Origin of the sequence: Sphingomonas sp. BK069, from assembly GCF_014193405.1 — a bacterium.
Lineage (GTDB): Bacteria > Pseudomonadota > Alphaproteobacteria > Sphingomonadales > Sphingomonadaceae > Sphingomonas.
The window spans coordinates 24,255-47,727 of the sequence record NZ_JACHZH010000015.1 but is presented as its reverse complement, the minus strand read 5'-3'; the positions used below and the strand labels follow the sequence as shown (position 1 = coordinate 47,727).

Here is a 23,473-nt window from a genome sequence, read left to right as displayed (position 1 = left end):
CTCACCCATGGCTGTTCTCCGTTCCGATGAATGGGCCCGGCTGCCAGTCGTGAGCCCGCACCTTCATCTACCGGGGAACAGCCACCTTCCTCCACGTCATCGCCGATCGAGGTAGCTCGCTCCCGCAATTACCCCATGTTCGTTCATCTCGATGCGTTTCTTTGCCGACTCGCAGAACGCCCCGCTTCTTCCCCCGCTTAAGCAGTGCCTCGGATTGCTGCCGCGAGTATAGCGGCGAGCGCTTCCTCTGCCCTTTGCCTCAAGGCAGGATCGGTGGATGACAGATCCCGGCGGATCCAGTCAGGTGCCCGGCTCAACACAGAGGTAATCACAGCGAGCTGCTCGTCCGTCATGCCGTCAGTTTTCCTTTTTGTTCTCGCGCTCGCTGATTCATAGAATAGAAATGCCGATACGTCCCGAGAACCGCTGGCTCTACCCCATCGTTTGGGAGCAGCTGTCAGCATCAGTGCGCTTCAAGCGCGCAGGTTCGCGGTGCGATCACTGTGGCCCTCACCTGCGCAGGGTCATCCACCTGGGGGACGGCAGGTGGTGGGACGCCAACGCCGAGCGCTGGCGGTCACATTGGGGGCGACGAAAAGCGCTGTCCGGCTATCTCGCACTTTCGGCTGTCCGAACGACCAAGGTCGTGCTCGCTTGCGCTCACCTCGACCACGGTCCCGGCAACAATGCGCGCTCCAACCTGGCTGCGCTCTGCCAACGTTGTCACTTGGTCCACGACGCCGCGGAGCACCGCTGGCAGCGTTGGTGGAACAGGTTCCGGCGGCGAGCCATGCGCGACCTCTTCGAGGATCCACGCTTGACCAGAAGGCGCGTCGTTTACCCGGCTGCCAGCTCGCCTAGGCCCACTGCGAAGCGAGCTTAAGTGCGGAATTGCCGCCCTTCTACACGTTGCCGACGACGTCCTCGGCCACCTGCTCGATGGCAGCGCCGACCCCCTCCGCGCAGCGTGGCGGCCGAGTAGACGTGCACCGGCGTGCCGAAAGCCTCCGCGATTCGGACATAGGTCCAGCCGATGCCAGACCGGGCGCGATCCGACGCCGTGCTAGTGCCTGGAGGGATGCACGAACAACGCCTCCATTGGACCCTCCTGCAACAGCATGAATGTCAGCGGCGTCCATGCGGTTACGGGTACAGCGGAAACAGCGGATACAGCGGATACAGCGGACACAGCGGTGAGCGTCTTCCGTCCCTTCTCCACTGCGCCCGTGGACCCGAAAGCAGTCTTTGCGAGAACCCCGCTCGGATCCTGATCTCGGTCGCTCTCTGTGGATGGCTCCCGCGTTGCAAGGGTAATTCGACGTGTCGACGTAGGGTCGGGTGCAGCTCTCTGTTCGGCCTGTTGGTGCAGCCGGTGAGGACTGCTGGCCCTGATGGAGTCCGCGAGCTGAGTCCCATCTCGTTCAACAGGCTATGATGCCTTGAGCGTCCGTTGGGTTGTCTCTGCTCCCGGTCTGACCGGTTCGCCATCACATCGCATCGCTCTCACAACCTCGTGAAGCTGGTCTCCTTGGTTTGGTCGTTCCAGCTAAGTCGTTATGCCGCAAGCCTGGGTTGGTGCCCGGCCCGGTACGTCTCGCCGCGCGCCATGATGGCCCAGACAACCCGGGCGGTCTGGTTCGCCATGGCGACGGTCGCCACGCGTGTCGGCTTGCGCGCGAGTAGGGCCACGAGCCGCGGGTCGGCAGTCTCCGGCTTGCGCTCCACGCGTTTGATGAGCGACGTCATGCCCACGACGAGCAGCGTTCGAAGGTATTTGTCGCCCATCTTGGTGATGCGCCCAAGCCGCTCTTTGCCGCCACTTGAATGCTGCCGCGGCGTCAGGCCCAACCAGGCGGCGAACTCTCGCCCTGAGCGGAACTGGCTCGCATCAGTGACCGACGCGGCAAGCGCCGTTGCCCCGATCGGACCGATGCCGGGGATCGACATGAGACGGCGAGCCGTATCGTTTGCCCGCTGCCAGGCCAGGAGATCCAGATCGATCTCTCGAAGCTGCGCATGGGTGTCGAGCGCCTGCTGTGACAATCGTCCGACGACCCTTGCCGCCTCGCTCGGCACCGCCGGCGCCTCGCCGTCGACGATCTTGCGCGCCATTCCCAACGCCAAACGAACGCCTTGGGGAATGTTGATGCCGAACTCCGCCAGCAGCGCTCGCACCATGTTGACGAGTTGCGTACGCTGCTTGACCAGCAGGTCGCGCGCCCGATGCATCGACAAGGCCGCCTGCTGCTCCGGCGACTTCACCGGCACGAACCGCATCGTCGGACGCGTCACCGCCTCGCAAATCGCCTCCGCATCAGCTGCGTCTGTCTTGCCGCGCTTCACATAGGGTTTGACATAGGCCGGCGGCATCTGCCGCACTTCGTGACCCAGCTTCATCAGCTCGCGCGCCCATTAATGCGCGGTCCCGCACGCCTCCATGCCGATAAGACAAGGCGGTAGCTTCTCAAAGAATGGCAGAACCTGCGCTCGTCGCAGCGTCTTGCGGACGACCACGCTGCCCTCCGCATCTACGCCGTGAACCTGGAAAACGTTCTTGGCCAGATCAAGGCCAATCGTGCTAATCTCCATGACGGGTGGCTCCCATATGCTCGTGAATGCCTGACAGCCTTCGCACTTTGGCACCGCGATGCCGTGAGCGGGAGCCATCCACCCCATTCGTTCAGGTCAGATTTAGGGGCGGCGAGACGGTGTGGCGGACTCTCGGATCCACCGCTTTAGGATGCGAGCAGGAACGAGCCGCGACATTCTACTAATCGCCCAAACTATGGTCGAAGTCACCCATTTGGCTGCAGTCGGCGAGCACATAAGCCATGACCATCGGCTCCGTTGGGGCCGACCGTGGCTGGCCTAGCATGCCATGGGCGTTTGCACGTCCGCTTTAAAGTTGCGCGGACATGCAAACGTCATTGGCGAGGTAAACTCCTAGCGCGTTTTTGCGTCAGGATCTGCAAGCAATGTTGTCTGCCAGAAGAGCATCGACGCGTTGAAATAATAGTCGCTGTTCTCCTTCTTGCGAAAGCCGTGTCCTTCGTTCTGCGCGATCAGGTGCCAGGCCGTGCCGCCGCGGCCGCGCACCGCCGCGATCATCTGATCGGCCTCCGACTTGGGCACGCGCGGGTCGTTGCCGCCGGTGGCCACCAGCAGCGGCATGGTGATCTTGTCGACGCTGGTGAGCGGCGAGATCGCGGTAAGCTTGGCGCGCTGGCGCGGGTCGCGCTCGTCGCCATATTCGACGCGGCGCAAGTCGCGGCGATAGCTTTGCGTATTCTCGAGGAAGGTGACGAAGTTTGAAATCGCGACATAGCAGTTCGCGCCCTTGAACCGCGCCGCGTAGCGGATCGCGCTGGCGTAGCACATATAGCCGCCGTAGGAGACGCCGGTCACCGCGAAGCGCGTCGCGTCCAGCGCCGGGTCACGCTCCAGCGCGTCGAGGAACGCGCCGATGTCGCGCACGGAATTCTCGCGCAGGTCCGGGCCGTTGTCGAGGTTGACGAAGCGCTTGCCGAAGCCCGACGAGCCGCGCACGTTCGGGTAGAAGAGTGCCACGCCGAGCTCGTTGAGCAGGTAATTGTCGGCGCCGAGGAAGTCGGGGCGGGTCTGGCCCTCCGGGCCGCCGTGGATGTCCACCACCAGCGGGCGCTTGCCCGGGAAGTGGCGCGCATCAGGGCGGTAGAGGAAGCCCGACACGGTCTCGCCGTCGAAGCTCTTCACCTCGACCAGCTGCGGCGCCGCGTTGCCGGCCGGATCCAGCCCGCCCGCCTCGCTGTCGGTCCAGCGCGTCACCGCCAGGGTGCGCGCGTCCACCGCGAAGGCGTCGCCGGGCACGCGCGCCGCGCCGATGCTCAGCCCGATCACGCCCCAGGGGGAGATCTCCAGCGCCGGGCCGATGCTGTACGGGATGACGCCCTCGGGCAGGTCGGTCACCGGCCGCACCGTCCCGCCGGCGACGTCGAGCACGCGCAGCCGGCTGATCCCCGCCTCGTTGACGGCGTAGGCGATCGTCGCGCCGTCGGGGGACAGCGCATAGTCGCTCACGTCCCAGCGCGGCTCGCGCGACACCGCGGTGAAGCGGCCGCGCGCGTCGAGCCGGCCGAGCCGCAGGAAGTCGGCGCCGCCGGCGTCGGACACGACCCAGATGGCGCCGCCGGCGCCGTATCGCGGATGCTCGTACGACACCTGCGCCTTGACGTCGGTGAGCGCGCGGAGGGCGCCCGAGGCGAGGTCGAGCTCGTACAAATCGGCCTTGTTGATCGACTGGCGGTTGAGCACCAGCGCGCGGCGCCCGTCGCTCGAGAAATCAGCGATGTTCCAGCCGCCGCCGCGCACCTGCGCGACGCGGCGGTCGCTGGCGCGATCGCGCGGGTCGATGACGTAGAGGTCGCTGTCAGCGCCGTTGCGCCGCGTCGAGGAATAGCCGACCAGCGCGCCATCGCGACTCCACGCACCGAACCAGTTGCGGCTCTTGCCGTCGGTCAGTAGCTCGAGCCGGCCGTCGGCGAGGCGGTAGAGCTGGTAGAACTCTCCCCCGCCGACATCCTTCTGCACCACCAGCGCGTCGGCGCGGCCTGGCGCCAGCGTGGCGGCGAGAACCGGCTCATCCTCGAAGCTGAGCTGGTGCCGCGACGCGAGCGGCGCCGCGACGCGGTGCACCTGATCGGTGCTACCGAAGCGGGTGCGGATCAGCATCGAACGATCGGCGTCGTTCCAGCCGAGGAACTGCGCGCGGCGCGACTGGAGATAGGGGCGGGTTGCGTCGGCCAGGGCGACCGGAATGGCAGGCACGCCGTCCGCGACGATTGCCGCCGGCCTGGCGACGACGGCGGAAGCCGTGGCGGGATCACCCGCCTGAGCGACAGCGCTGAGCGGGATGAGGAGCGAGGTGGCGAGCAGGAACGGGCACAGCGGCCGCATGGCAGTCTCCGGGAAGAGGGCCGTCGCCGCCGATGACGGCGACGGTGAGGGATCAGAAGCGGACGCGGGCGCCGACCGTGACGTACCGGCCGATGACATCGTAGTAAGGCGAGTAGAGCGAGCCCACCGGCGGTGCCTTGTCGAACAGGTTGCTCGCATTGGCGTAGACCTCGAGCGACGGCCCGCTCGTCACCGGTATGCGCGCGGCGAGCTGCAGGTCGACATAGGTGTAGGCGCCGATATGGCCGTTGGTGATGTCCTGGGTCAGGTTATACTCGCCCGGGGAAATGTAGCGCGCGCGCAGCTCGGCCGAATAGGTCTTATCGTCATAGCCGATCGCGCCGTTGACCCGCCATTTCGGCACGCCCAGCCCGAACGAATAGCCTTGCGAGCGGACATACTCGATCTGGCTGACACCGTCGTCGGTGCTGAGCCCGTCGACCCAGGTGCCGAGCAGGCGGAAGCGCAGCCGCCCGCCGCTGTCGACCCCTAGCCGGCTGAGCGGCAGCAGGTACGACAGCTCGGCGTCGATCCCGTTGGTCTGATACTGCGACAGGTTGACGAAGGTGGAGCGGGTGCGGACCAACGTGCCCGCGGCGTCGCGGTCGATCCGCGAGCACAGGTCGAGGTTGCCGGCGAAGCAGCGCGTCACCAGGTCCTGCGGCGCGATCGTGGTGATCACGTCGTCGATGCGGATGTCGTAATAGTCGACCGTCAGATTGAGCCCGGCGACTGACGCGGGCGACCAGGTCACGCCGCCGGTGAAGGTGTTCGCCACCTCCGGGCGCAGCGCGACGTTCCCGCCGCCAATGTTCTGGACGTAGACGCTCTGCCCGGTCTGGGGGTCGGTCAGGTTGTTGTAGCCGACCGTCGATTGGGTGAAGAGCTCGGACAGGCTGGCCGAGCGGATGTCGCGCGAGTAGGTCGCGCGGCCGCGCAGCCCGGGAAAGAACTCGTTGGTGCCACCCAGCTTGTACGACCAGATCGAGCCGGTCGTGCTATAGTCGCTGACGCGCACCGCGCCGTTGAGCTCGAGCCGGCGCAGCAGCGGCGTGTCGTGGATCAGCGGCACCAGCAGCTCGCCGAACGCCTCCTTCACCGTGAACGCGCCCGCCAGCGGCGAGAAGCTGAACGAGGTGAAGGCGCGCGCCAGGTCGAGCGCGCCGACGCGCGTGTCGATCTGCTCCTTGCGCGCCTCGAACCCGGCCGCGAACGAGACGTCGCCCGCGGGCAGCGCGAACGGCTCGCCGCGCAGCGAGAAGCCGGTGACGTCGAGCTTGGTGGTCGAGCGCGACATCGGCGTGCCGGTGACATAGGCCGCCGCCGCAGCGGACGGCGCGCCCTCGCCGAACAAGTTGATCGGCACGCAGGCGGTGCCCGGGTCGGTCAGCGCGACGCGGCAGATCGGCTGGCCCGTTGTCGGGCTGACGATCGAGTCGACCGCTCGGGCATAGTTCTGCGTCAGGATGAAGCCCGGCGTGTCGATGTTGTTCTGGAACGCGCCGTGGGTGTAATAGGCGCTCCAGCGCAGCCGGGTGCCGATCGTGCCGTCCAGCGCCAGCGTCGCCTGCGTGGTCTCGCGCTCGAAGTCGATCGTCGAGTAAGCAAAGTCGTTGTTGAAACGACCGAGGAAGAAGCTCGTCTGCCCCGCCGCGGCCATCTGCTCGCGCACCGCCGCCGGGAGAAAGGCGTTGTCGCTGCCGATCCGCAGCCCGCTCGTGGCACTGCTGCGGTTGTGATCGCCGAACCAAATATAGTTGTTGTACATGCGCGAGTGGCGCACCTCGGCGGTCGCCTTCACCGCGTCCGACAGCTCGTAGCTGACGCGCGCCAGGCCATTGTAGCGGCGCTGCGGCGTCACCAGCGGGCTGAGGTCGTCGTTGGACGGCCCCTCGCCGCCGATCGAGTTGGTGCCGCGCACGGTGCCGCCGTCGAAGCGGCGCAGCGTGCCGTCGGGGTTGAAGGCGTTGCCGGCGAGCACCCCCGACATGATCAGCCCGCCATAGGCCGCGTTGGAGAAGCCGACGTCGGGCGCGAGCACGAAGCGTCCAGCGCCGTCGGCCACGGTGGCCCAGCGGCCGATCCGCGGCCGGCTGACCTTGGGCACCACGCCGTCATTGTCGAGATACTCGCCGCCGACCAGCACGTGGCCGCGCCCGCCCGCGAACGCGGCGCCGAACGCGCCCTCGAAGCGGCGCTCGGCGGCGTCGTTGAACGAGGAGATGCCCGCCTGCGCGCCGAGCCGCAGCCCGTTGAAACGGTCGTCGATGCTGACGTTGACCACGCCCGCGACCGCGCCCGAGCCCCACGCGGCCGAGGCGCCGCCGGTGACCACGTCGACGCTCTTGATCAGTACCGTCGGGATCGTGTTGAGGTCGTTGTCGCTGGCGAAGCGGCGCCCGTCGAGCAGCACCAAGGTGCGGCTGGTGCCGAGGCCGCGCAGGTCGACCGGGGCGGTGCCCGCGCCGGTGTTGGTGCCGGTGGTCTGCGCCGAGGTGGTGGCGCGGAACTGCGGCAGGTCGTTGAGCGCCGCGGCAACGTTGGGCCGGCCGCCGACGCTCAGGTCGGTAGCGGTGACTCGCAGCGTCGGCGTGGGCGCGTCATAGCCGGCGCGATCGATGCGCGACCCGGTGACGACGACGTCCTGCCCGGCAGCGTCGCGTTGATCTAGCGCACTCGCCTGATCGGGCGTGGCGGTGGCCGAGGTGGTGGCCGGGTCGATGCCGGCATCGGCAGCGGCCGCCGCTGGCGCGCTCGACTGCGCGAACGCCGGCATGGCGAAAATCGCGGTCAGCGCGAGCGCGCTGCCGCCCGCCGCAAGCGAGCGGCGGAACAAACTATCATGCAACATCAACAAACCCCTTCGAGTAGCCGCTTGCGCGGCGCGTCGTCGTTCTCCCTGCGGAAAGCCCTATGCGGGCGTTGCGGCCTTTAGCGGCGCGCGGTCGGGCATGGTGAATGCGCGCCCGATTGCATCGCAAGATGCTAGGGCGAGCGATTGTGTCACCGCTCCCGATCTGTGTGACACGTTCTTGCGTCGGGAGATCGGAAAGGGAAAGACTATTGTCCGATGTTATCCCATCGGCATGTCATAGCCGCGCGTTATGGATGCAACGTCGGCGCTAGGCTTGCAATTAGGTGCTCGAGGAAGGCCGCCGCCAACGCACCGGGTGGGCGGCTTTCCGGGTATAATGCGTAGACGTCGAAGGCGATTGGGGGGTCGAGCGGACGGCTCTCGAGCCCCTGCGCCACCGCGGTGCCCGCCGTGTAGCTGTCGACGACGGTTACACCGACACCAGCCTCGACCAGCGCCGCCGCGACAAAGAAGGTTCTGGCTGCGGCGAGTTCGTCAAGTTGCAGCTCCTGCTGCTCGAGCGCGGCGAGCAACATTTGGCCCTGGGGTCCGCTGTCTACCGTCGAGACGAAGGGCAGCTCGGCGAGCCGCTCGAGCGACACGCGCTCTGGCAAGTCGCTTAACTCCCCGGCTCGGTATAGTAGCACCATCTCGCCGCGGCCAACGCGCACGCTCTGCAGCGCCGCGCCGCGAGGGCGATGATAGCTGATCACGATGTCGCTCTCGCCCTCGAGCAGGTTGCGAGCGATATCGTCGGTGTGGATCGTGTGCAGCTCGAACCGCACCTCGGCATGGCGCTCCAGGAAGTGCGCTACTGCACGCGGGATTGCTCCCAACCCAAGCGACGGCAACGTCGAGAGCCGCAGCGTGGTGCCGCGACCACGCCGCAGGTTGTGCGCCCGCCGCTGCATGAGATGGACACCACTCTGGATCGCAGCGGCATCGTCAAACAAGGCGTGTGCGTCGGCAGTGGGCACCATTTTGCCCTTGATCCGCTCGAACAACGGGAAGCCGAGCACCTGCTCGGCGTGTTGCAGCACCTTGGTGACCGACGGCTGCGACACGTGGAGCGCACGCGCCGCTGCGCTGACCGACCCGGCCGAGTAGACCGCGTGGAAAACCTCGATATGCCGCAGGCGCATCATGCGATCATCACGTTGGCGTGGTGTTGCAGGCCTTAATCGATGTCAACGCTTGCTATCGTCAGCTCTCACAACCTGGCCGCTCCGAAGCCGCGCCCTGAGAGCTCATGTGCTCGCACGCGGTGATACGACATGAGCACGTAAGCCGACGAATATTGATCAACCTGAGTCCTAAACGTACCCAACTTCGTTCGATCGTTAGATGTCGATCGCGAGAGCTATGCGACATATTTGCAACATATATAAGTATTGGAGCGATCCGGATCATTTTCCGCTTGTCGGACGATCCTTCCTAATCCCACTCTCTTGGTCAGCGGCACGCGTCAACGATGCCGCAGACATCTGCAGGGCTGATCATCACGCGTCCTGGCGCACCGGGCTGAAACCGGCGGTGAAGGGCGGGAACGTCTGGAAGGGAGCCTGAGAGCCACTCGTCATAGGGGCCTCAGATGATCAGACACATGACCTCGACCGTCGCACTCGCGTTCGCCCTCGTCGCAGCGCAGGCGGCGCACGGAGAAGGAACCACGACGAGCGACGCGGTGCCGAGCGCGCCGCAGGCGGAAGTGCCGCAGGACACGTCGGCGGCGTCGGGCACGGCCGCGACCGTCCAGCCCGAGAGCGACATCGTCGTGCTCGGCACCCGGCGCACCGACCGCACGCTGACCAACTCGCCCTCGCCGGTGGACGTGATCAGCGCCGCCGAGCTGACCACCCAGCCGGCCACCAACATGGTGGATCAGCTCAAGAACATCGTGCCCTCCTTCTACGCGGGCCAGAACACGATCTCCGACGCCTCCACCTTCGTGCGCTCGCCGTCGCTGCGCGGCCTCGCCGGCGACCAGGTGCTCGTCATGCTGAACGGCAAGCGCTACAATCGCTCGGCGCTGGTGCAGGTCTACGGGGGCAGCGACACCGGCCTCGGTCGCGGCGCGCAGGGGCCCGACATCTCCGCCATCCCCTCGCTCGCGATCGGCAGCCTGCAGGTGCTGCGCGAGGGGGCGACCGCGCAATATGGCTCGGACGCGATCGCCGGCGTGCTCAACTACGGCCTGCGCGAGAACCAGGGCATCGAGCTCGTCGGGCGCGCCGGTCAGTTCTACGCGGGCGACGGCGAGAGCTACCAGATCGCCGGCAACGCGGGCGTGAAGGGTGACTGGGGCTTCATCAACGTCACCGGCGAGTACACCGACGACGGCCAGACCAGCCGCGGGCGCACGCGGCCGTCGGCCGCCAATTTCGCGCAGAACTTTCCCGACCTCGCCTCGCAGCTGCCGAACTACCCGCTGCCCGCGCAGATCTGGGGCAGCTCGCCGATCCACGGCTTCAAGGCGGTGTACAACTCGGCCATCAACGTGACCGAGACGAGCAAGCTCTACGTGTTCGCCAACTACGCCGAGAGCAAGGGCAACCAGAGCTTCAACTATCGCGCCTCGGTCTCGAGCACCGCGACCGACACCACCGGCGCCGTGCGCAATCAGGGAGCGAACGGCGCCTTCAACAACACCTTCTTCCTGACCCCCTGTCCGGCCGGCAGCGCGACCTGCCCCGCCGGCGGCTTCGTGCGTGACGGCAACACCTTCCGCTTCGCCGACCTGTACCCGGCGGGCTTCACCCCGCGCTTCGTCGGCGAGACCCAGCAGGTCTACGGCGTGCTCGGCTACAAGGGCACCGCCGGCGCCTTCAGCTACGACGTGTCGGGCACGCTCGCGCGCAACAAGCTGTCGCTCTCGATGTACAGCTCGGCCAATTTCTCGTTCGGGCCCGACACGCAGACCAGCTTCGATTTCGGCGAGCTCATACAGAAGGAGACTAACTTCAACGCCGACTTCACCTACGCGGCCGATCTCGGCCTGGCCGCGCCGCTGACGATCTCCGCGGGCGCCGAGTATCGCGAGGAGACCTACGCGCAGACCGCGGGCGACCTGCAATCCTACGCCGCCGGTCCGTACGCGGTCGCGCAGCAGCTCTACACGCAGACCGCGCCCGGCGTGTACACCGCCTCCGGCACGACCGCGGCGCAGGGCGTCGGCGCCAGCGGCTATGCCGGGACCAGCCCGGAGACGGCCGGGCGCTTCAACCAGAAGGCGTACGGCGCCTATGTCGGCCTGGAGACCGACCTCACCGAGGCGCTGACGGTGGGCGCCGCGGGGCGCTACGAACATTACAACACCTTCGGCGACGCCTGGGTCGGCAAGGTCAACGCGCTCTACAAATTCGCCGAGGCCTTCTCGATCCGCGGCAGCGTCGGCACTGGCTTCCACGCCCCGTCGCCAGGTCAGTCGAACGTCTCGATCGTGACGACCTCGTTCAACAACGGCGTCGCGTTCCAGAGCGGCACCTACCCGACCAATACCGCGGTGGCGCAATATTACGGCGCCACGCCGCTCACGCCGGAGAAGTCGACCAACTACGGGCTCGGCTTCATCCTGGAGCCGGTCAGCGGGATGACGATCACCGTCGACGGCTATCAGATCAACCTGCGCAACCGGATCGGGCTGACCTCGCCCTTCATCGTCTCGGCGGCGGATCTGGCAGCGCAGCCCGCGCTGCTGCCGGTCGGCGTCGATGGCCAGGTGCAATATTTCACCAACGGCTTCCGCACGCGGACACGAGGCATCGACGTGGTGGGTACCTGGCGAACGCAGCTGAGCGAGGCGCTGCTCAACTTTTCGATCGGGTACAATTACAACGAGACCAAGGTAACCGACTATGACGAACGGGTGGTGAGCACCGCGCAGCTAATCGATGCGGAGCACCTCGCGCCCCGCCACCGCGTGGTTTTCAACGGCAATTGGTCGCTGGGCAACCTCAGCTTCAACGTGCGCGAGAACTATTACAGCTCCTTCACCAGCGCGCAGGACTATGGGCAGACGAACGGCGTCGCCAACCAGCTTTTCGGGGGCAAGTTCACCACCGACCTCGAACTGAGCTACACCTTCGCCGAGCACGTCACGCTCTCGGTCGGCGCACAGAACTTCACCGACGAGCACCCCGACCGGCTCGCGCCCACTTCGACGGTGCAGATCTACCCGCTCACGGGCGGCACCGCGGACGGGCAGGTGTATCCGCGCAACGGCGGGCCGTTCGGCTTCAACGGCGGTTTCTACTACACGCGCCTGCGGGTGAAGTACTGACGGCATGCGGCGGGGCGGCTTGCCCGTCCCGCCCGAACCGGCGAGGATCGCACGATGGATCTCACCCACCGCGTCGCCACGCTCGACGATCTCGACGCCATCCGCGTCGTCGTGCGTCGCGCGATCGAGCAGCTGCAGTCCGACTTCCTCACGCCCGAACAGGTCGCGGCCAGCCACCTTGTGATGGGCGTCGACACGCAGCTGCTGCGCGACGGTACCTACATCCTCCTGCTCGCCGGCGACCGGATCGCGGGCTGCGGTGGCTGGAGCTACCGCCGGACGCTGTTCGGCGGCGATGCCAGCGTGATCGCGCGCGAGCCGGAGACGCTGGACCCTTCGATCGACGCGGCGCGCATCCGCGCGATGTACACCGACCCCGCTTTCACGCGCCGCGGCATCGGCCGACGCGTGCTCGAGCTGTGCGAGCGGGCAGCCTGGGACCGTGGATTCCGGCGGACGGAGATGATGGCCACGATGGCGGGCGAGCCGCTGTACCGCTCGTGCGGCTATGTCCGGCTGGAGGAGCCGATCGCCGCAGAGGCGGGCGGCGCCGCGGTGCCTCTCGTTAGGATGGGAAAGATACTGATGAGGTGACATAGCTATCGGACCAGTCCGAACATCCGGCACGTGGCGCCGCAGACACCAGCTGCCTGGAAGGAGGGAGCACAAGTGGGAGGACCCAGAAGCGGCCGTTCCCGGCGCCCTTACCGCTTCCCAACTCCAGCCGCTTGTTCATGTCTATGCGTCGTCGTACGCCCGCGCGCCTCATGCCCGCCTTTCCTCGCCCACTAAACGCCCCGCATTGCTGCCGCGAGCATAGCGGCCAGCGCTTCCTCAGCCCTTTGCCTCAGGGCCGAGTTGGTGGATGACAGATTCCGGCGGATCCAGTCAGGTGCCCGGCTAACAACAGCGGCAACCACCGCCAGCTGCTCTTCCGTCAGACCGTCAGCTTTCCCTTTTGTTCTCGCGCTCGCTGACTCATAGAATCGGAATGCCGATACGTCCCGAGAACCGCTGGCTCTACCCCATTGACTGGGAGCAGCTGTCGGCAGCGGTACGCTTCAAACGCGCAGGTTCGCGGTGCGACCACTGTGGCCGCCCTCACTTGCGCAGGATCATCCACCTAGGAGATGGTAGGTGGTGGGACGCGGACGCCGGGTGCTGGCGATCGCATCTAGGAAGACGAGTTTTGCTCTCAGGCTATCTCGCACTCTCGTCTGTGCGGTCGACCAAGGTCGTGCTGGCCTGCGCCCATCTCGACCACGATCCCGGCAACAATGCGCGCTCCAACCTGGCTGCGCTCTGCCAGCGTTGTCATCTGGTCCACGATGCTGCGGAGCACCGCTGGCAACGTTGGTGGAATAGGTTCCGGCGCCGAGCCATCCGCGACCTCTTCGAGGACCCACGTCTAACCAGACGGCGTGTCGTTCAACCGGCTGCTAACTCGCTAAGGCGCATTGCGCAGCGAGCTTAGGTGCGGATACCCAGCGTCTTGCGCGCGGCGCCAAGCGCGGCTCTGCCGCCCTTCTCCGCTTTGCCGACGACCTCCTCGGCCACCTGCTCGAGGGCAGCACCGGCGCTCTCCACCGCGGTCGCAGCCTTTCGCCCCAGTCCGATCTGCTTCGCATGTGAGCGCCGCCGCTCACTGTAACCCGGTGCCACCATCGGATAATCAGACTTGAGGTTGAACCGCTCGCGATACTCAGCAGGCGTGAGCCCGTGGCTGGCGAGATGACGCTTCAAACTGGCGTACGGCTTGCCGTCTATCATGCTGATGATCCGATCCGGATCAGCGAGCGACTTGCGGGCCGATACCGCCGGCATATGCTCAATCGCCGACGTGGCGTCTGCGACCGAAGTGCGACTCGACAGACCCTCCACAGCCTCGTGCATCGACGTCAGGAAGGCGAGTACCTCGGCTGAGCTTGCACGCGTGTGTGGATTGGTGAGCCAGGCCGCTGTCAATTCCGCGGCGAGCGCAATGATATCGGGCGCATGCGCGCTTGGCTCGGAGGTCATAATGGTCATTCTTTGGGTCTAGCGAGGCGGCAAATCCGCTGTCCAGCGTTCTGATCGCCCCTCTCCAATCTACTGTGCGTTTTTTGATCTCTAAGTCACCTTTTGCTGCTGAGACCCAGGCGCGGTTACGCGTGGCGCCTCACTCGCCCTCGAACATGAGCCTGCCGTCATCTATTCGCGCCTCTTGCGTGCCCTCCGCTGCCGTGGTCATGCCTGGATCGCATTCAACGATCGAGGGAGCCGCGGCATGCAGGTGAACGCAGAGGGTGAAGACACTGAGTCAGAGCGCGCCGAAGTTCACTTCCTCGCTGCGCTTTTAGACGAGCTGATGCGCAAGGTGCTTAGTGCCGGCGTGTTGACGCAAGCGGAATTAAACGAGGTTGAGGCCGCCGCTGCTAAGAGAGTCGGCGGAGTACCTCGGGCTTGGTAGCATCAGGAGTGCCAACCGGCATCAGTGGGCGCTTGCGACCACCTACTCTCTCGTGCCGAGGACCAAACAGCGGACACTCAGACGGCCCCCCGCTTCTCGACTCCGGCCATTCGTCGTCTAATCGCGCCGGGTGCAAGGGTTTTTCAAGATGCCGCTGCCAGGAGCATGGTCGTCTTCGCGGTCGGCATGTGCCGCCGCATGATGGGGCTTCGCGGGGCGACCCCTCCGAGGTTCATTACGCATTCTGCTGCCGTTGAGGCAACGGATGCAACGAGCGTCGCGGAGTGGGTCGGCCTACGTCCCGGCAGGACGTCTCGCAGCGCCTTGCGACGCGGACGAGTTCGGGTGTCAGGCTGAGGCGCGTGTTTGCTGGAACGGTTCGCCAGTGACCAGCATAGTGTGCATGATAACGGCCAGCTTGCGCGCAACTGCGACCGCAGCGCGCTTGAAGCCGACCCGCTCGCGCAGCTGCAGCCCCCACTTGCGCAGGTCGCACTCGGATCGGCTCCGGACCAGCAGTACGGTCGCGGCTTCGTAGAGCAGCCCGCGCAAATGGCTGTCGCCTCGCCGCGAGATATGGCCGTCATAGTCGATCTCGCCCGACTGGTAGCGCCGGGTGGTCAACCCGACCCAGGCACCGACAGATCGTGATCGCTTGAAGTTGGTCGGATCCTCGATGGCTGTGATGAACGAAGTGGCGGTCACGACGCCGACACCGGGAATGGACATGAGCAGCTGGCAGGCATCGCTGCGCCGGGCGTCCGCCAGCAGCTTGCGTCCCAGCTCCGCGGCGCGAAGGCGAACCGCGTGCCAGGCCTCGAGTAGCGGCCGAATGATCCGGCCAAGGTCGGCATTGTCGGCGAGCAAAGCCTCCACCTCCCGCTCGAACTTGCTGCCCGACGCCGGCGGGACGACCAGCCCGAACGTCTTCATCAAGCCCCGGATCTGGTTCGACAGCTCGGTGCCGATCCGCACCAGGCGAGTCCGCGCCGCGACCAACGTGCGCGCGAGCATGCTGTCGAAGCTCTTGACCCGCACCTCCTTGTAGAACCCGACCTCCGCCAAGTGAGCCAGGCCGTCGGCGTCGTTAGCATCTGTCTTGTTGGCCGCCATGTCGAGCGCGGCCTTGGCATGACGGGCGTCGATGCAGATCGCGGGCAGCCCCTCTGCCGTGAGCGCGTGGTAGAACCAAATCGAGAGCGGCCCCGTCTCGAACACAACCCGCTCGGCGGCCGGCGCATGTTTGCGGATCAGAGCCGCGATGGCCGCTGGATCCGACAGGTACTTGCCACGCCACACCCGCTTGCCACCGCGCCGGATCGAAACGGCTGTCTCTTTCAACGATACGTCGAGCCCGATATACTCACCCATGGCTGTTCTCCGTTCCGATGAATGGGCCCGGCTGCCAGTCGTGAGCCCGCACCTTCATCTACCGGGGAACAGCCACCTTCCTCCACGTCATCGCTGATCGAGGTAGCTCGCTCCCGCGATTACCCCATGTTCATCTCGCCGCTCGGGCCTTCCGAAAGGGGCTGGTAGATCGGGCAAGTCGGTATTTAAATGCAAGGATCGAGATACAGCGCGCGGTTCCGACGCTAGATGGGAGCGCGTAGGATTGTGCGCTAATGTCCTTTCGTGTTTCAGGCCATGTCGGACCTGTTACACACGGCGTCGGATGCAAGGGGCGTCCCGCCAACTGCTTCCAGAGCAAGGCCCGATGTTTGAGCTTAGTTCCGCATCTGCGACTTTACCGCGATGCTGGCTCGGCGTAATGCCGTAGCGCGCGCGGAAGGCACGGCTGAAATGGGGTGCGTCGCCGAAGCCCCAGCGGTAGCAAATTTCGGAGATCGACAGCTGCGCGTGGATCGGGCTGACGAGATCCGCATAGCAGCGCTCCAGCCTTCGCTCGCGCACATAAGAGGAAAAACGAAGGCCGGCGGCGGTGAATAATTTCTGAAGATAGCGCGGCGTAATGCCATCCTCGGCTGCGATCACGACCGGGGACAGCTCGGGGTCGGACAGGCGGGCCTCGATCCGCTGGCACAGGCGGCGCAAATGGCTGGCGCGCGCCCCCGCCGCGCCGCCGCGCGCCGCCATCCCGCCCGAACTGGCCACCAGCGTGATGAGCAGTTCGATCGTCGATTGCTCGATCGCGGGTAGGTGATCCTCGCCGAGGGCTCCGATCTGCTCCGCCAGCGTGTCGAGGAACCCGAAGAACAGAGCATTGAAGCCCGCATCCGGCCACACCGCGCGCACCGTCCGCTCCACCGGAGTCACCAGCCGCGAGCTGACCGCAACCTGCGGGAAGCGAACGAAGAGCAGCCGAAAATCGCTTTCCATCCGCAGCGTCGTGTCGATCTCCGGAGCCCCGACGATTAACGATCCGCGCGCCACCGGGGTCTCCCCGCCGGCGCCCGCCAACACGCCCTCGCCCGCGATGATCGCTACGATCCACGCGCTCGAGCGAAGATCGACGCTGCGCCCTGAAAATGTCTGCGCGGACGCGCTCATCAGCGCGAATTCAGTGCCCAGCGGCGCGGTGGCGACCGTCACCGCGCCAGCCGCCGCGCGCATCGAGCCGGGATCCGCCACGGGCAGGCGGAGGCGCGACAGCACGTCGATCCACGCCGACTGCCGCTCCCCGGCCTCGATCTCGTCTAGCGAGAAGCTCCAGCTTGCCATGCCACCTTCATCGTCACTCTAGTCGGCGCGGGTCCTTCACCACGCCTCTCGACGGGAAGATGCCGCGATCGATGCGTACATGGATACCGCGTGTCCCGTCCACGACCTGCGTGACCCCGAAGTCCGCGGCGACCGACATCAGCGAATAGGCGTCGTCGCGCGACAGCCGCTGGTGCTCGGTCAATAGCGTCAGCATATCGAGCGAGGCGTTCTTCATCGCCTGGTTGAGGTCCTCGTGAAATCCGTGAACGATCCAGGTATCGGCCGTCTCCAGCAGCGGCGAGGGAAAGCTGAAGTCCTTCCGCAGCACGATCTGGAACAGCACGTCAAGCGACGCCTCGATCGCGGTGCCCGAGATTTCACCGTCGCCCTGCGACACATGCGGATCGCCGATCGAAAACAGCCCGCCCTTCACCTGTACCGGATAATACATGGTCGCGCCCGCGCCGATGCGCCAATTATCGATATTGCCGCCGTGCAGCCCGGGCGGGATGGTCGATATGCGTTCGTTGACCGCCGGGGCGACGCCCGCGGTGCCCAGGTGCGGGCGCGCGGGCACGGTGATTCCCTCCAGCGCGGGCATCCGGTCGCATTCGGGGCAGTGCGTGATCGTGCCCGGGGTCAGATAGGTGCCCGGAAAATCATAGGCATATTCCGCGGTCGCAGTGTTGGTGTTGGGGTTGAGCGCGTAGATCGTCACGCGCTCCTTCTTCCCGAACTCCTCGTACAGATGCCCCCAGTTGGCGGCGAGGTTCGAGCCATGATTGTTGCGCGGGACCATGCGCAGATAACGCACCTCCAGCATGTCACCGGGCTCCGCACCCTCGACATAGATCGGGCCAGTCATAATGTGGACGCCGGGGTTGCGATCCGCCTCGGGCACCTCGGCGTAGATGCGGTGGATCGCCGGGTCCATCATCAGCTCGGGCGCGTCGCCCGCGTGATGCGTGATCGCCTCGGCCATCACCAGATCGCCCGAGTTGACGCGCAGCGCGGGCTTTACCTCGGGATGAAAATAGCCCCAATGGATCGTCTCCGGGGTCGCCTTCAGCAAATGGAGCGCGCGCGCCTCGGTATCGGAGCGCTTCTCGCCGGTCGCACTGGTCATCAACATGAAACCCCCCTTCGTATGATCTGTCGTCCGGCACGCGCCGGGTGGTTCGCCGGCGCGATGGGCGCCGACGGAATGTCCCATTCCGGATTATCAGGCCTCAGGCGGCGCGGACGACCGGCCTTGCGCCGCCGTTTAGCCGGTCCCAGGTTTCGCGGTAGCGGGTCACCAGCCAGCGATTGAACTGGATCTGTGCGCCTTCCTGCCACGAATAGCGGCCTCGCGGCGCGAAGCGCGAGCGCAGCCCGACCTGGACCAGCCCGTCGACGTGCATGTCCTGATCGATGATGTGCGACGCCGCCGTCATGTTCATCGCCATCCTGTACGCGAAGGACGGGTGCTTCGACGCGCCGGGCGCGACCAACACGCCGGTATCCTGCTCCATCGTCTCCGGCCCGGTCGGGCGCAGGATCAGATAGATCACCATGTCGCTCATCATCACCAGCGATAGCGTCGGCGGGATGTTGGCGAACGTCATGCGGCTGCGCGCAGTCTCGTCCAGCCCCGGGAAGACCGGCATCAGCGCCTTCTGAGTGGCGTTGAAGCTGGCGTCCGGATGCAGCGTGCCATTGTAGCGCAGGAAGCCGGCGTCAGCGGGGTCGGCGTCCGGAAACACCGACAGTTCCGACGGCACGAAATCGTGCAGCGGCCCCTGATGCAGCTTCGACGCGTGATAGCCGTCGTTGTTGTTCTCGAACATGACCTTCCAATTCCATGCGAAAACGCCCGGCTCGCCCGGCTTCTCTCCCTCGGCGCTGGCAAGGTCATAGCCCGCGATCGCCTCGGTCACCGCGGCGAGGCGCGGCGCGAGCGGCGCGGCCTGATGATCGAAATTGACGAAGATGAACCCCTGCCACAGCTCGACCTTGAAGGTCGCGAGCCCGTGGTCCTCCTTCTGGAAGTTGCAGGTCTTCTCCATCGCGGGCGCACCGACCAGCTTGCCGTCCAGCCCATAGGCCCAGTGATGATAGGGACACAGGAACATCCGCGTGTTGCCCGCGCCTTCTGCGACCAACATCGCGCGATGCGCGCAGACCGACGACATGGCATTGATCTTCCCGTCGCGCCCACGCGCCACCACGATCGGCTCGCCGACGATCCTGGTGGTGAAATAGTCGCCCGACGCCGCAACCCAACTCTCACGACCCACGCACAGCCATTCGTGGAAGAAGAGAGCCTCCTTCTCGAACTCGTAAAAGCCGGCGTCGGTGTAGCAGGCGGGCGGCAGCGTCTCGGCATCGGCAAGGTCGATGGCGGACGTGTTCAGCGACGCGATGAATTCCTGGTTAGGCAAAGCGGCCATCACGGCGCTCCTAGCAACTCGTATCGTGGCAGCGCCCCGGCAGACTACATGCGGCCGGCGGATGCCAACATCCCATTGCTACCCCTGCCGCCGCCCGACTCTCTTGTTTGGCGGCGCACACAAAGTTGCGCGGCGCCTCGGTTCAGCGACAGGAAATCGACAGCGTGGTCTCCCGCCAAGCGTCGACATCGGCCTTCATCGCCGCCATCTCGCCGTCGGCATAACGCAACGCATCGGCCCCCAGCAGCAGGCGAAGCGGCGGTTTGGCGGAATCAGCCACCCGCAGCACCGCCGCCGCCGCCAGCACCGGGTCGCCCGGCTCCTCGCCCGCATGGCCGCGCAAGGTCCGCTCCGCCTCATGCGCGGGGCCTTCATAGTTCTCGATCGGGTTCGACGCCGCTCGCAGCGAGCCGGCGGCGAAATCGGTGCGCAGCCCGCCCGGCGCCACGTTGGTGACGCGGATGCCGTAGTCCGCGACCTCCTGGGCCAGCGTGCGCCCGACGCATTCCAGTGCGAACTTGGTCGCGCCATAAAGCGCGGTTCCAGCCCACGGCGCCCAGCCGCTGACCGAGGTGATGTTGAGGATCCGCCCCGCGCGACGCGCGCGCATCCCCGGCAGCACCGCCTGCAATACCGCGATTGCGCCGAAGACGTTGACATCGAACAGCGCGCGGACGTCCTCGCCGCTATATTCCTCGATCGCGCCGGTGATCCCGACGCCCGCGTTGTTGACCAGCACGTCGATCTCGCCCGCCGCCGCCACAGCGCGGTCGATCGCCGCGCGATCGGTGACATCGGCGACCAGCCCGGTGCCCAGCCCCGGCGCCAGCGCCGCGAACGCCGCCGCATCCGCCTCGCCGCGCACCGTGCCGAACACCGTGTCGCCGCGCTCCAGCGCCGCCTGTGCGATCGCGCGCCCCAAGCCCTTCGACGCGCCCGTGATGAACCATCGCATCAGATTTTCCCCACCGCCATGCCGCGCAGATCGCGGCCCTCACGCTTTCGCCACAGCCGCGCGAACCGCTCTTGGCGCTGCGCGTCATGCTTGTTGAGCGCAGCGGCAGAAGGTGCGCCACGCACAAGTTCCAGTGCGCGCCGCCACAAGACGGTTACCCGGCCGGCATCGAACATTCGGATCACGGGAACCCGTCGGCAGGAGAGCGAACACGCCCATGCCGCGCCGGGCCGGGGATCAACCATATAGAGGGGGACGATCGATGTTCGATCCGTCGCGTATCATGCGACTGCATTCGCTTAGCCTATCCGCACTCGCGCTGGCGCTTGCCACCGGTTCGGCGCACGCCCAAGCCGTAACGGCCGCCGCGACCGCCGCCGCCGATCCGACAGATGCTCCGCAGGAAAGCGCCGATGTTGTCGTCACCGGCGCGCGCGACCTGAACGGCGTGATCCAGGCCGGATCGACCGAAAGCGTGTTCGGCATCGACAAGCCGCTGGTCGACACCCCGCGCTCTGTCACCGCCGTCTCGGACGAACTCCTCTCGCGCTACAACATTCGCAACGTCTTCGATCTCGCCAGCGTTTCGGCGGGCGCCTCGACCGGCTCCTATTTCGGCGTGCCGGGCAGCCTTAATCTGCGCGGCAACATGGCGGACAACTATTTCAATGGCTTCCAGGGGCTGTCGAACTTCGCCAATTACCCGACGCCGGTCGATGCGACCTCCTCGATCGAAATCGTTCGCGGCCCCGCCTCGCCCGTCTATGGCGCGGGGCAGGTCGGCGGGTACCTGAACTTCATTCCCAAGACCGGCTATGGCGAGAAGACGAAATACGTCAACGAGCTGAGCGGCAACCTGACGGGCGTGCTGGGCAGCTACAACCAGCGCGAGCTGACCGGCAATGTCGCGATCCCGCTGGGCATTGGTGGCAATGCGGGCGGGCTGCACCTGTTCGGCAAGCTGGAAGACTCGGACAGCTTCTACAAGGGCATGCACCCGAAGTCGCAGATCGGGCAGGCATCCTATGCGGGTGACCTGACGTCGAAACTGTCGGTCGAGCTGACGTATCAATACATCCATTCGGACGGCTATTTGAAGAACATCGGCTGGAATCGCGTCACGCAGGATCTGATCGATAATAGCAGTTACGTCGCCGGTCGCCCAATCGCACAGATCTCCGATGGGGTCTCGCCCTATATCACGCCGCAGCGGTTCTATCAGGTAACCGGCGGGTCGACGCTGATGTTCTATGGGCCCGCGATCGGGGTACCAGTGTCGCCGAACAATTTCACGAAGCTGGATCCGGCGACGATCCGCATGGTCAAGCTGAGCTCGCGCACGACTTTCATCGACGAGGGCGTGGACATCAACGAGGCATATACCAACACCGGCTATGGTCGCCTCGCCTATGCGTTCGACAATGGCAGCACGCTGAAGTTCGAGAGCTTCGTTAATACACTGAGCTCGCGCAACTACCAGAGCTACGGCTTCGGCAGCTATTATCGCTCGACCGTGACCGAGCAGCGGCTGAGCTATCTCGCCGATTTCGCGACCGGGCCGGTCGAGTGGAAGACCGTGTTCGGCGGCAATCACCGCTTCACCGACGCGCATGTGCAGAGCAGCCTGAACGACTTTGTCCTCTCCGAGGACCGCCGCGACCTGAGCGTCGGGGCGACGATCGACGACCGGTTCAACAACCCGTTCGCGGGCGATAATTTCGCCTGGGCCACCGACGTGAAGAGCACGATCCGCGACATCGGCGGGTTCGCGCTGGTCGATGCGACGCTGGGGCCGGTAAGGCTGACCGCAGGCGGGCGCGTCGACAACTATAAGGTCAAGTCGCTCAACACCGGCAGCGAGGTGGACGGCGCGCGCCAAACCTTCCGCGCGAGCGACACGACGGGCAGCTTCAACACCTCGCTGGCATACAAAATCCCGTTGGCGACCTTCTACGGCACCTATGCGGAAGCGCGCTCGGTCCAGGTCGATCAAGGCGGCGGGATCAACCCCGCGCTGGTGCAGAACGACGCCTATCTCGGGCCGTCGAAGCTGAAGGAAGTCGGGATCAAGACCTCACAGTTCGGCGGGCGGCTTTTCGCGGCAATCGACGCCTATGAGCAGCGACGATCGTATCTCTCCACCCCGCCCACTGGGGTGCAATCGGTCGATGCCCGGCGGACGCGGGGCATCGAAGCGGAGCTGCGCTATCTCGTCACCCGCTCCCTAGGGGTCACCGGCACCTTCACGCACCAGCGGACCAAGGTGCTGCCGACCGCCGGAGCTGGCTTCTTCCTGACGGTGCCGTCATGCCTTGCCGGGATCCCGTGCACCGACGGCTATGGCGGTTATGTCTTCACGAACGCCAACCGCATACCAGAGCTACAGGGCGGCTATTACCTGCATGCCACCCCGGACACGAGCGCATCGCTATTCGCCACCTATGACCGGCGCGGGCACTGGGGGCTGACCGGCGGCGTGACGTATTCGTCGCAGACCGGCGGCTATCTGCCGGGGGCGATCAAGGTGCCGAGCTATGCGCTGTTCCGTGCGGGCGTCTATGTCATCGACGGGCCGTGGCGTGTGGACGTGAACGCCAACAACCTGTTCGACAAGCGGTACTTCATCGCCGGTTACGACACCGACGCCAACGCCAATGTCCTGCCGGGCATCGGCCGCACCGTCCAGGTCCGCTTGAGCCGCAATTTTTAGAATCGGCGCGCCACCCGCGCCGCAATGGGCGCGGGTGGCAGGACGGAGGTTCACTAAATCCGCATCATGGCGCTACTCCGGAGCCTGGGAGACACCTCGATGCGAGCGGCGGCGCCTCGGCGCGCATCACGCCATCGTCACTCCCGGCGAAGGCTGGGGTCCTCCTATGGCCGTCGCGGGGCAGCAAATTCGCGACGG

At 65.9% G+C, this 23,473-nt stretch carries 13 protein-coding genes and 1 pseudogene; 4 read left to right on the top strand and 10 right to left on the bottom strand.

The features are described 5' to 3' along the window. Positions 1-1,554: 1,554 nt before the first annotated feature. The 4 genes and pseudogenes from FHY02_RS21710 to FHY02_RS21695 all read right to left on the bottom strand — a co-directional run bounded on the left by FHY02_RS21710 (position 1,555) and on the right by FHY02_RS21695 (position 8,931). A pseudogene (locus FHY02_RS21710) lies at positions 1,555-2,589 on the bottom strand (IS110 family transposase). A 354-nt stretch (positions 2,590-2,943) separates the two neighbouring features. Further along, entirely contained in the window at positions 2,944-4,932 is a 1,989-nt protein-coding gene (locus FHY02_RS21705) for a prolyl oligopeptidase family serine peptidase (RefSeq protein WP_183926269.1), read from the bottom strand. Positions 4,933-4,984: 52 nt separating this feature from the next. Next, the gene (locus tag FHY02_RS21700) at positions 4,985-7,783 is read right to left on the bottom strand and encodes a TonB-dependent receptor domain-containing protein (RefSeq protein WP_221198786.1); all 2,799 of its coding nucleotides are present in this window, start codon (positions 7,781-7,783) and stop codon (positions 4,985-4,987) included. Positions 7,784-8,034: 251 nt separating this feature from the next. Then, entirely contained in the window at positions 8,035-8,931 is an 897-nt protein-coding gene (locus FHY02_RS21695; RefSeq protein WP_311731910.1) for a LysR family transcriptional regulator, read from the bottom strand. A gap of 446 nt (positions 8,932-9,377) precedes the next feature. Here FHY02_RS21695 and FHY02_RS21690 point away from each other — a divergent pair, with 446 nt between their 5' ends. Together FHY02_RS21690 and FHY02_RS21685 are read left to right on the top strand one after the other, a co-directional pair. Further along, entirely contained in the window at positions 9,378-12,065 is a 2,688-nt protein-coding gene (locus FHY02_RS21690; protein ID WP_183926267.1) for a TonB-dependent receptor domain-containing protein, read from the top strand. A 54-nt stretch (positions 12,066-12,119) separates the two neighbouring features. Beyond that, entirely contained in the window at positions 12,120-12,659 is a 540-nt protein-coding gene (locus FHY02_RS21685; RefSeq protein ID WP_183926265.1) for a GNAT family N-acetyltransferase, read from the top strand. An 876-nt stretch (positions 12,660-13,535) separates the two neighbouring features. Here the strand turns inward: FHY02_RS21685 and FHY02_RS21680 are convergent. Further along, positions 13,536-14,084: a MucR family transcriptional regulator gene (locus FHY02_RS21680; protein ID WP_221198790.1), complete on the bottom strand. Its 549-nt coding sequence runs from the start codon at positions 14,082-14,084 to the stop codon at positions 13,536-13,538. A gap of 247 nt (positions 14,085-14,331) precedes the next feature. Here FHY02_RS21680 and FHY02_RS21675 point away from each other — a divergent pair, with 247 nt between their 5' ends. Further along, complete coding sequence (locus FHY02_RS21675; RefSeq protein WP_132910979.1) at positions 14,332-14,514, top strand: hypothetical protein; 183 nt, start codon at positions 14,332-14,334, stop codon at positions 14,512-14,514. A 348-nt stretch (positions 14,515-14,862) separates the two neighbouring features. Here FHY02_RS21675 and FHY02_RS21670 read toward each other — a convergent pair whose 3' ends face one another. The 5 genes from FHY02_RS21670 to FHY02_RS21650 all read right to left on the bottom strand — a co-directional run bounded on the left by FHY02_RS21670 (position 14,863) and on the right by FHY02_RS21650 (position 20,565). Next, complete coding sequence (locus FHY02_RS21670; protein WP_183926261.1) at positions 14,863-15,885, bottom strand: IS110 family transposase; 1,023 nt, start codon at positions 15,883-15,885, stop codon at positions 14,863-14,865. 288 nt (positions 15,886-16,173) lie between these two features. Then, complete coding sequence (locus tag FHY02_RS21665) at positions 16,174-17,196, bottom strand: helix-turn-helix domain-containing protein (protein WP_183926259.1); 1,023 nt, start codon at positions 17,194-17,196, stop codon at positions 16,174-16,176. A gap of 13 nt (positions 17,197-17,209) precedes the next feature. Further along, positions 17,210-18,310 (bottom strand): acetamidase/formamidase family protein, encoded by a 1,101-nt coding sequence (locus FHY02_RS21660; RefSeq protein ID WP_183926257.1) that lies wholly within the window; start codon positions 18,308-18,310, stop codon positions 17,210-17,212. Positions 18,311-18,407: 97 nt separating this feature from the next. Further along, the gene (locus FHY02_RS21655; protein WP_183926255.1) at positions 18,408-19,610 is read right to left on the bottom strand and encodes an aromatic ring-hydroxylating dioxygenase subunit alpha; all 1,203 of its coding nucleotides are present in this window, start codon (positions 19,608-19,610) and stop codon (positions 18,408-18,410) included. Positions 19,611-19,752: 142 nt separating this feature from the next. After that, the gene (locus FHY02_RS21650; protein WP_183926253.1) at positions 19,753-20,565 is read right to left on the bottom strand and encodes an oxidoreductase; all 813 of its coding nucleotides are present in this window, start codon (positions 20,563-20,565) and stop codon (positions 19,753-19,755) included. A 133-nt stretch (positions 20,566-20,698) separates the two neighbouring features. Between FHY02_RS21650 and FHY02_RS21645 the strand changes: the two genes are divergently transcribed. Further along, entirely contained in the window at positions 20,699-23,275 is a 2,577-nt protein-coding gene (locus FHY02_RS21645) for a TonB-dependent receptor plug domain-containing protein (RefSeq protein WP_183926250.1), read from the top strand. Positions 23,276-23,473: the final 198 nt, after the last annotated feature.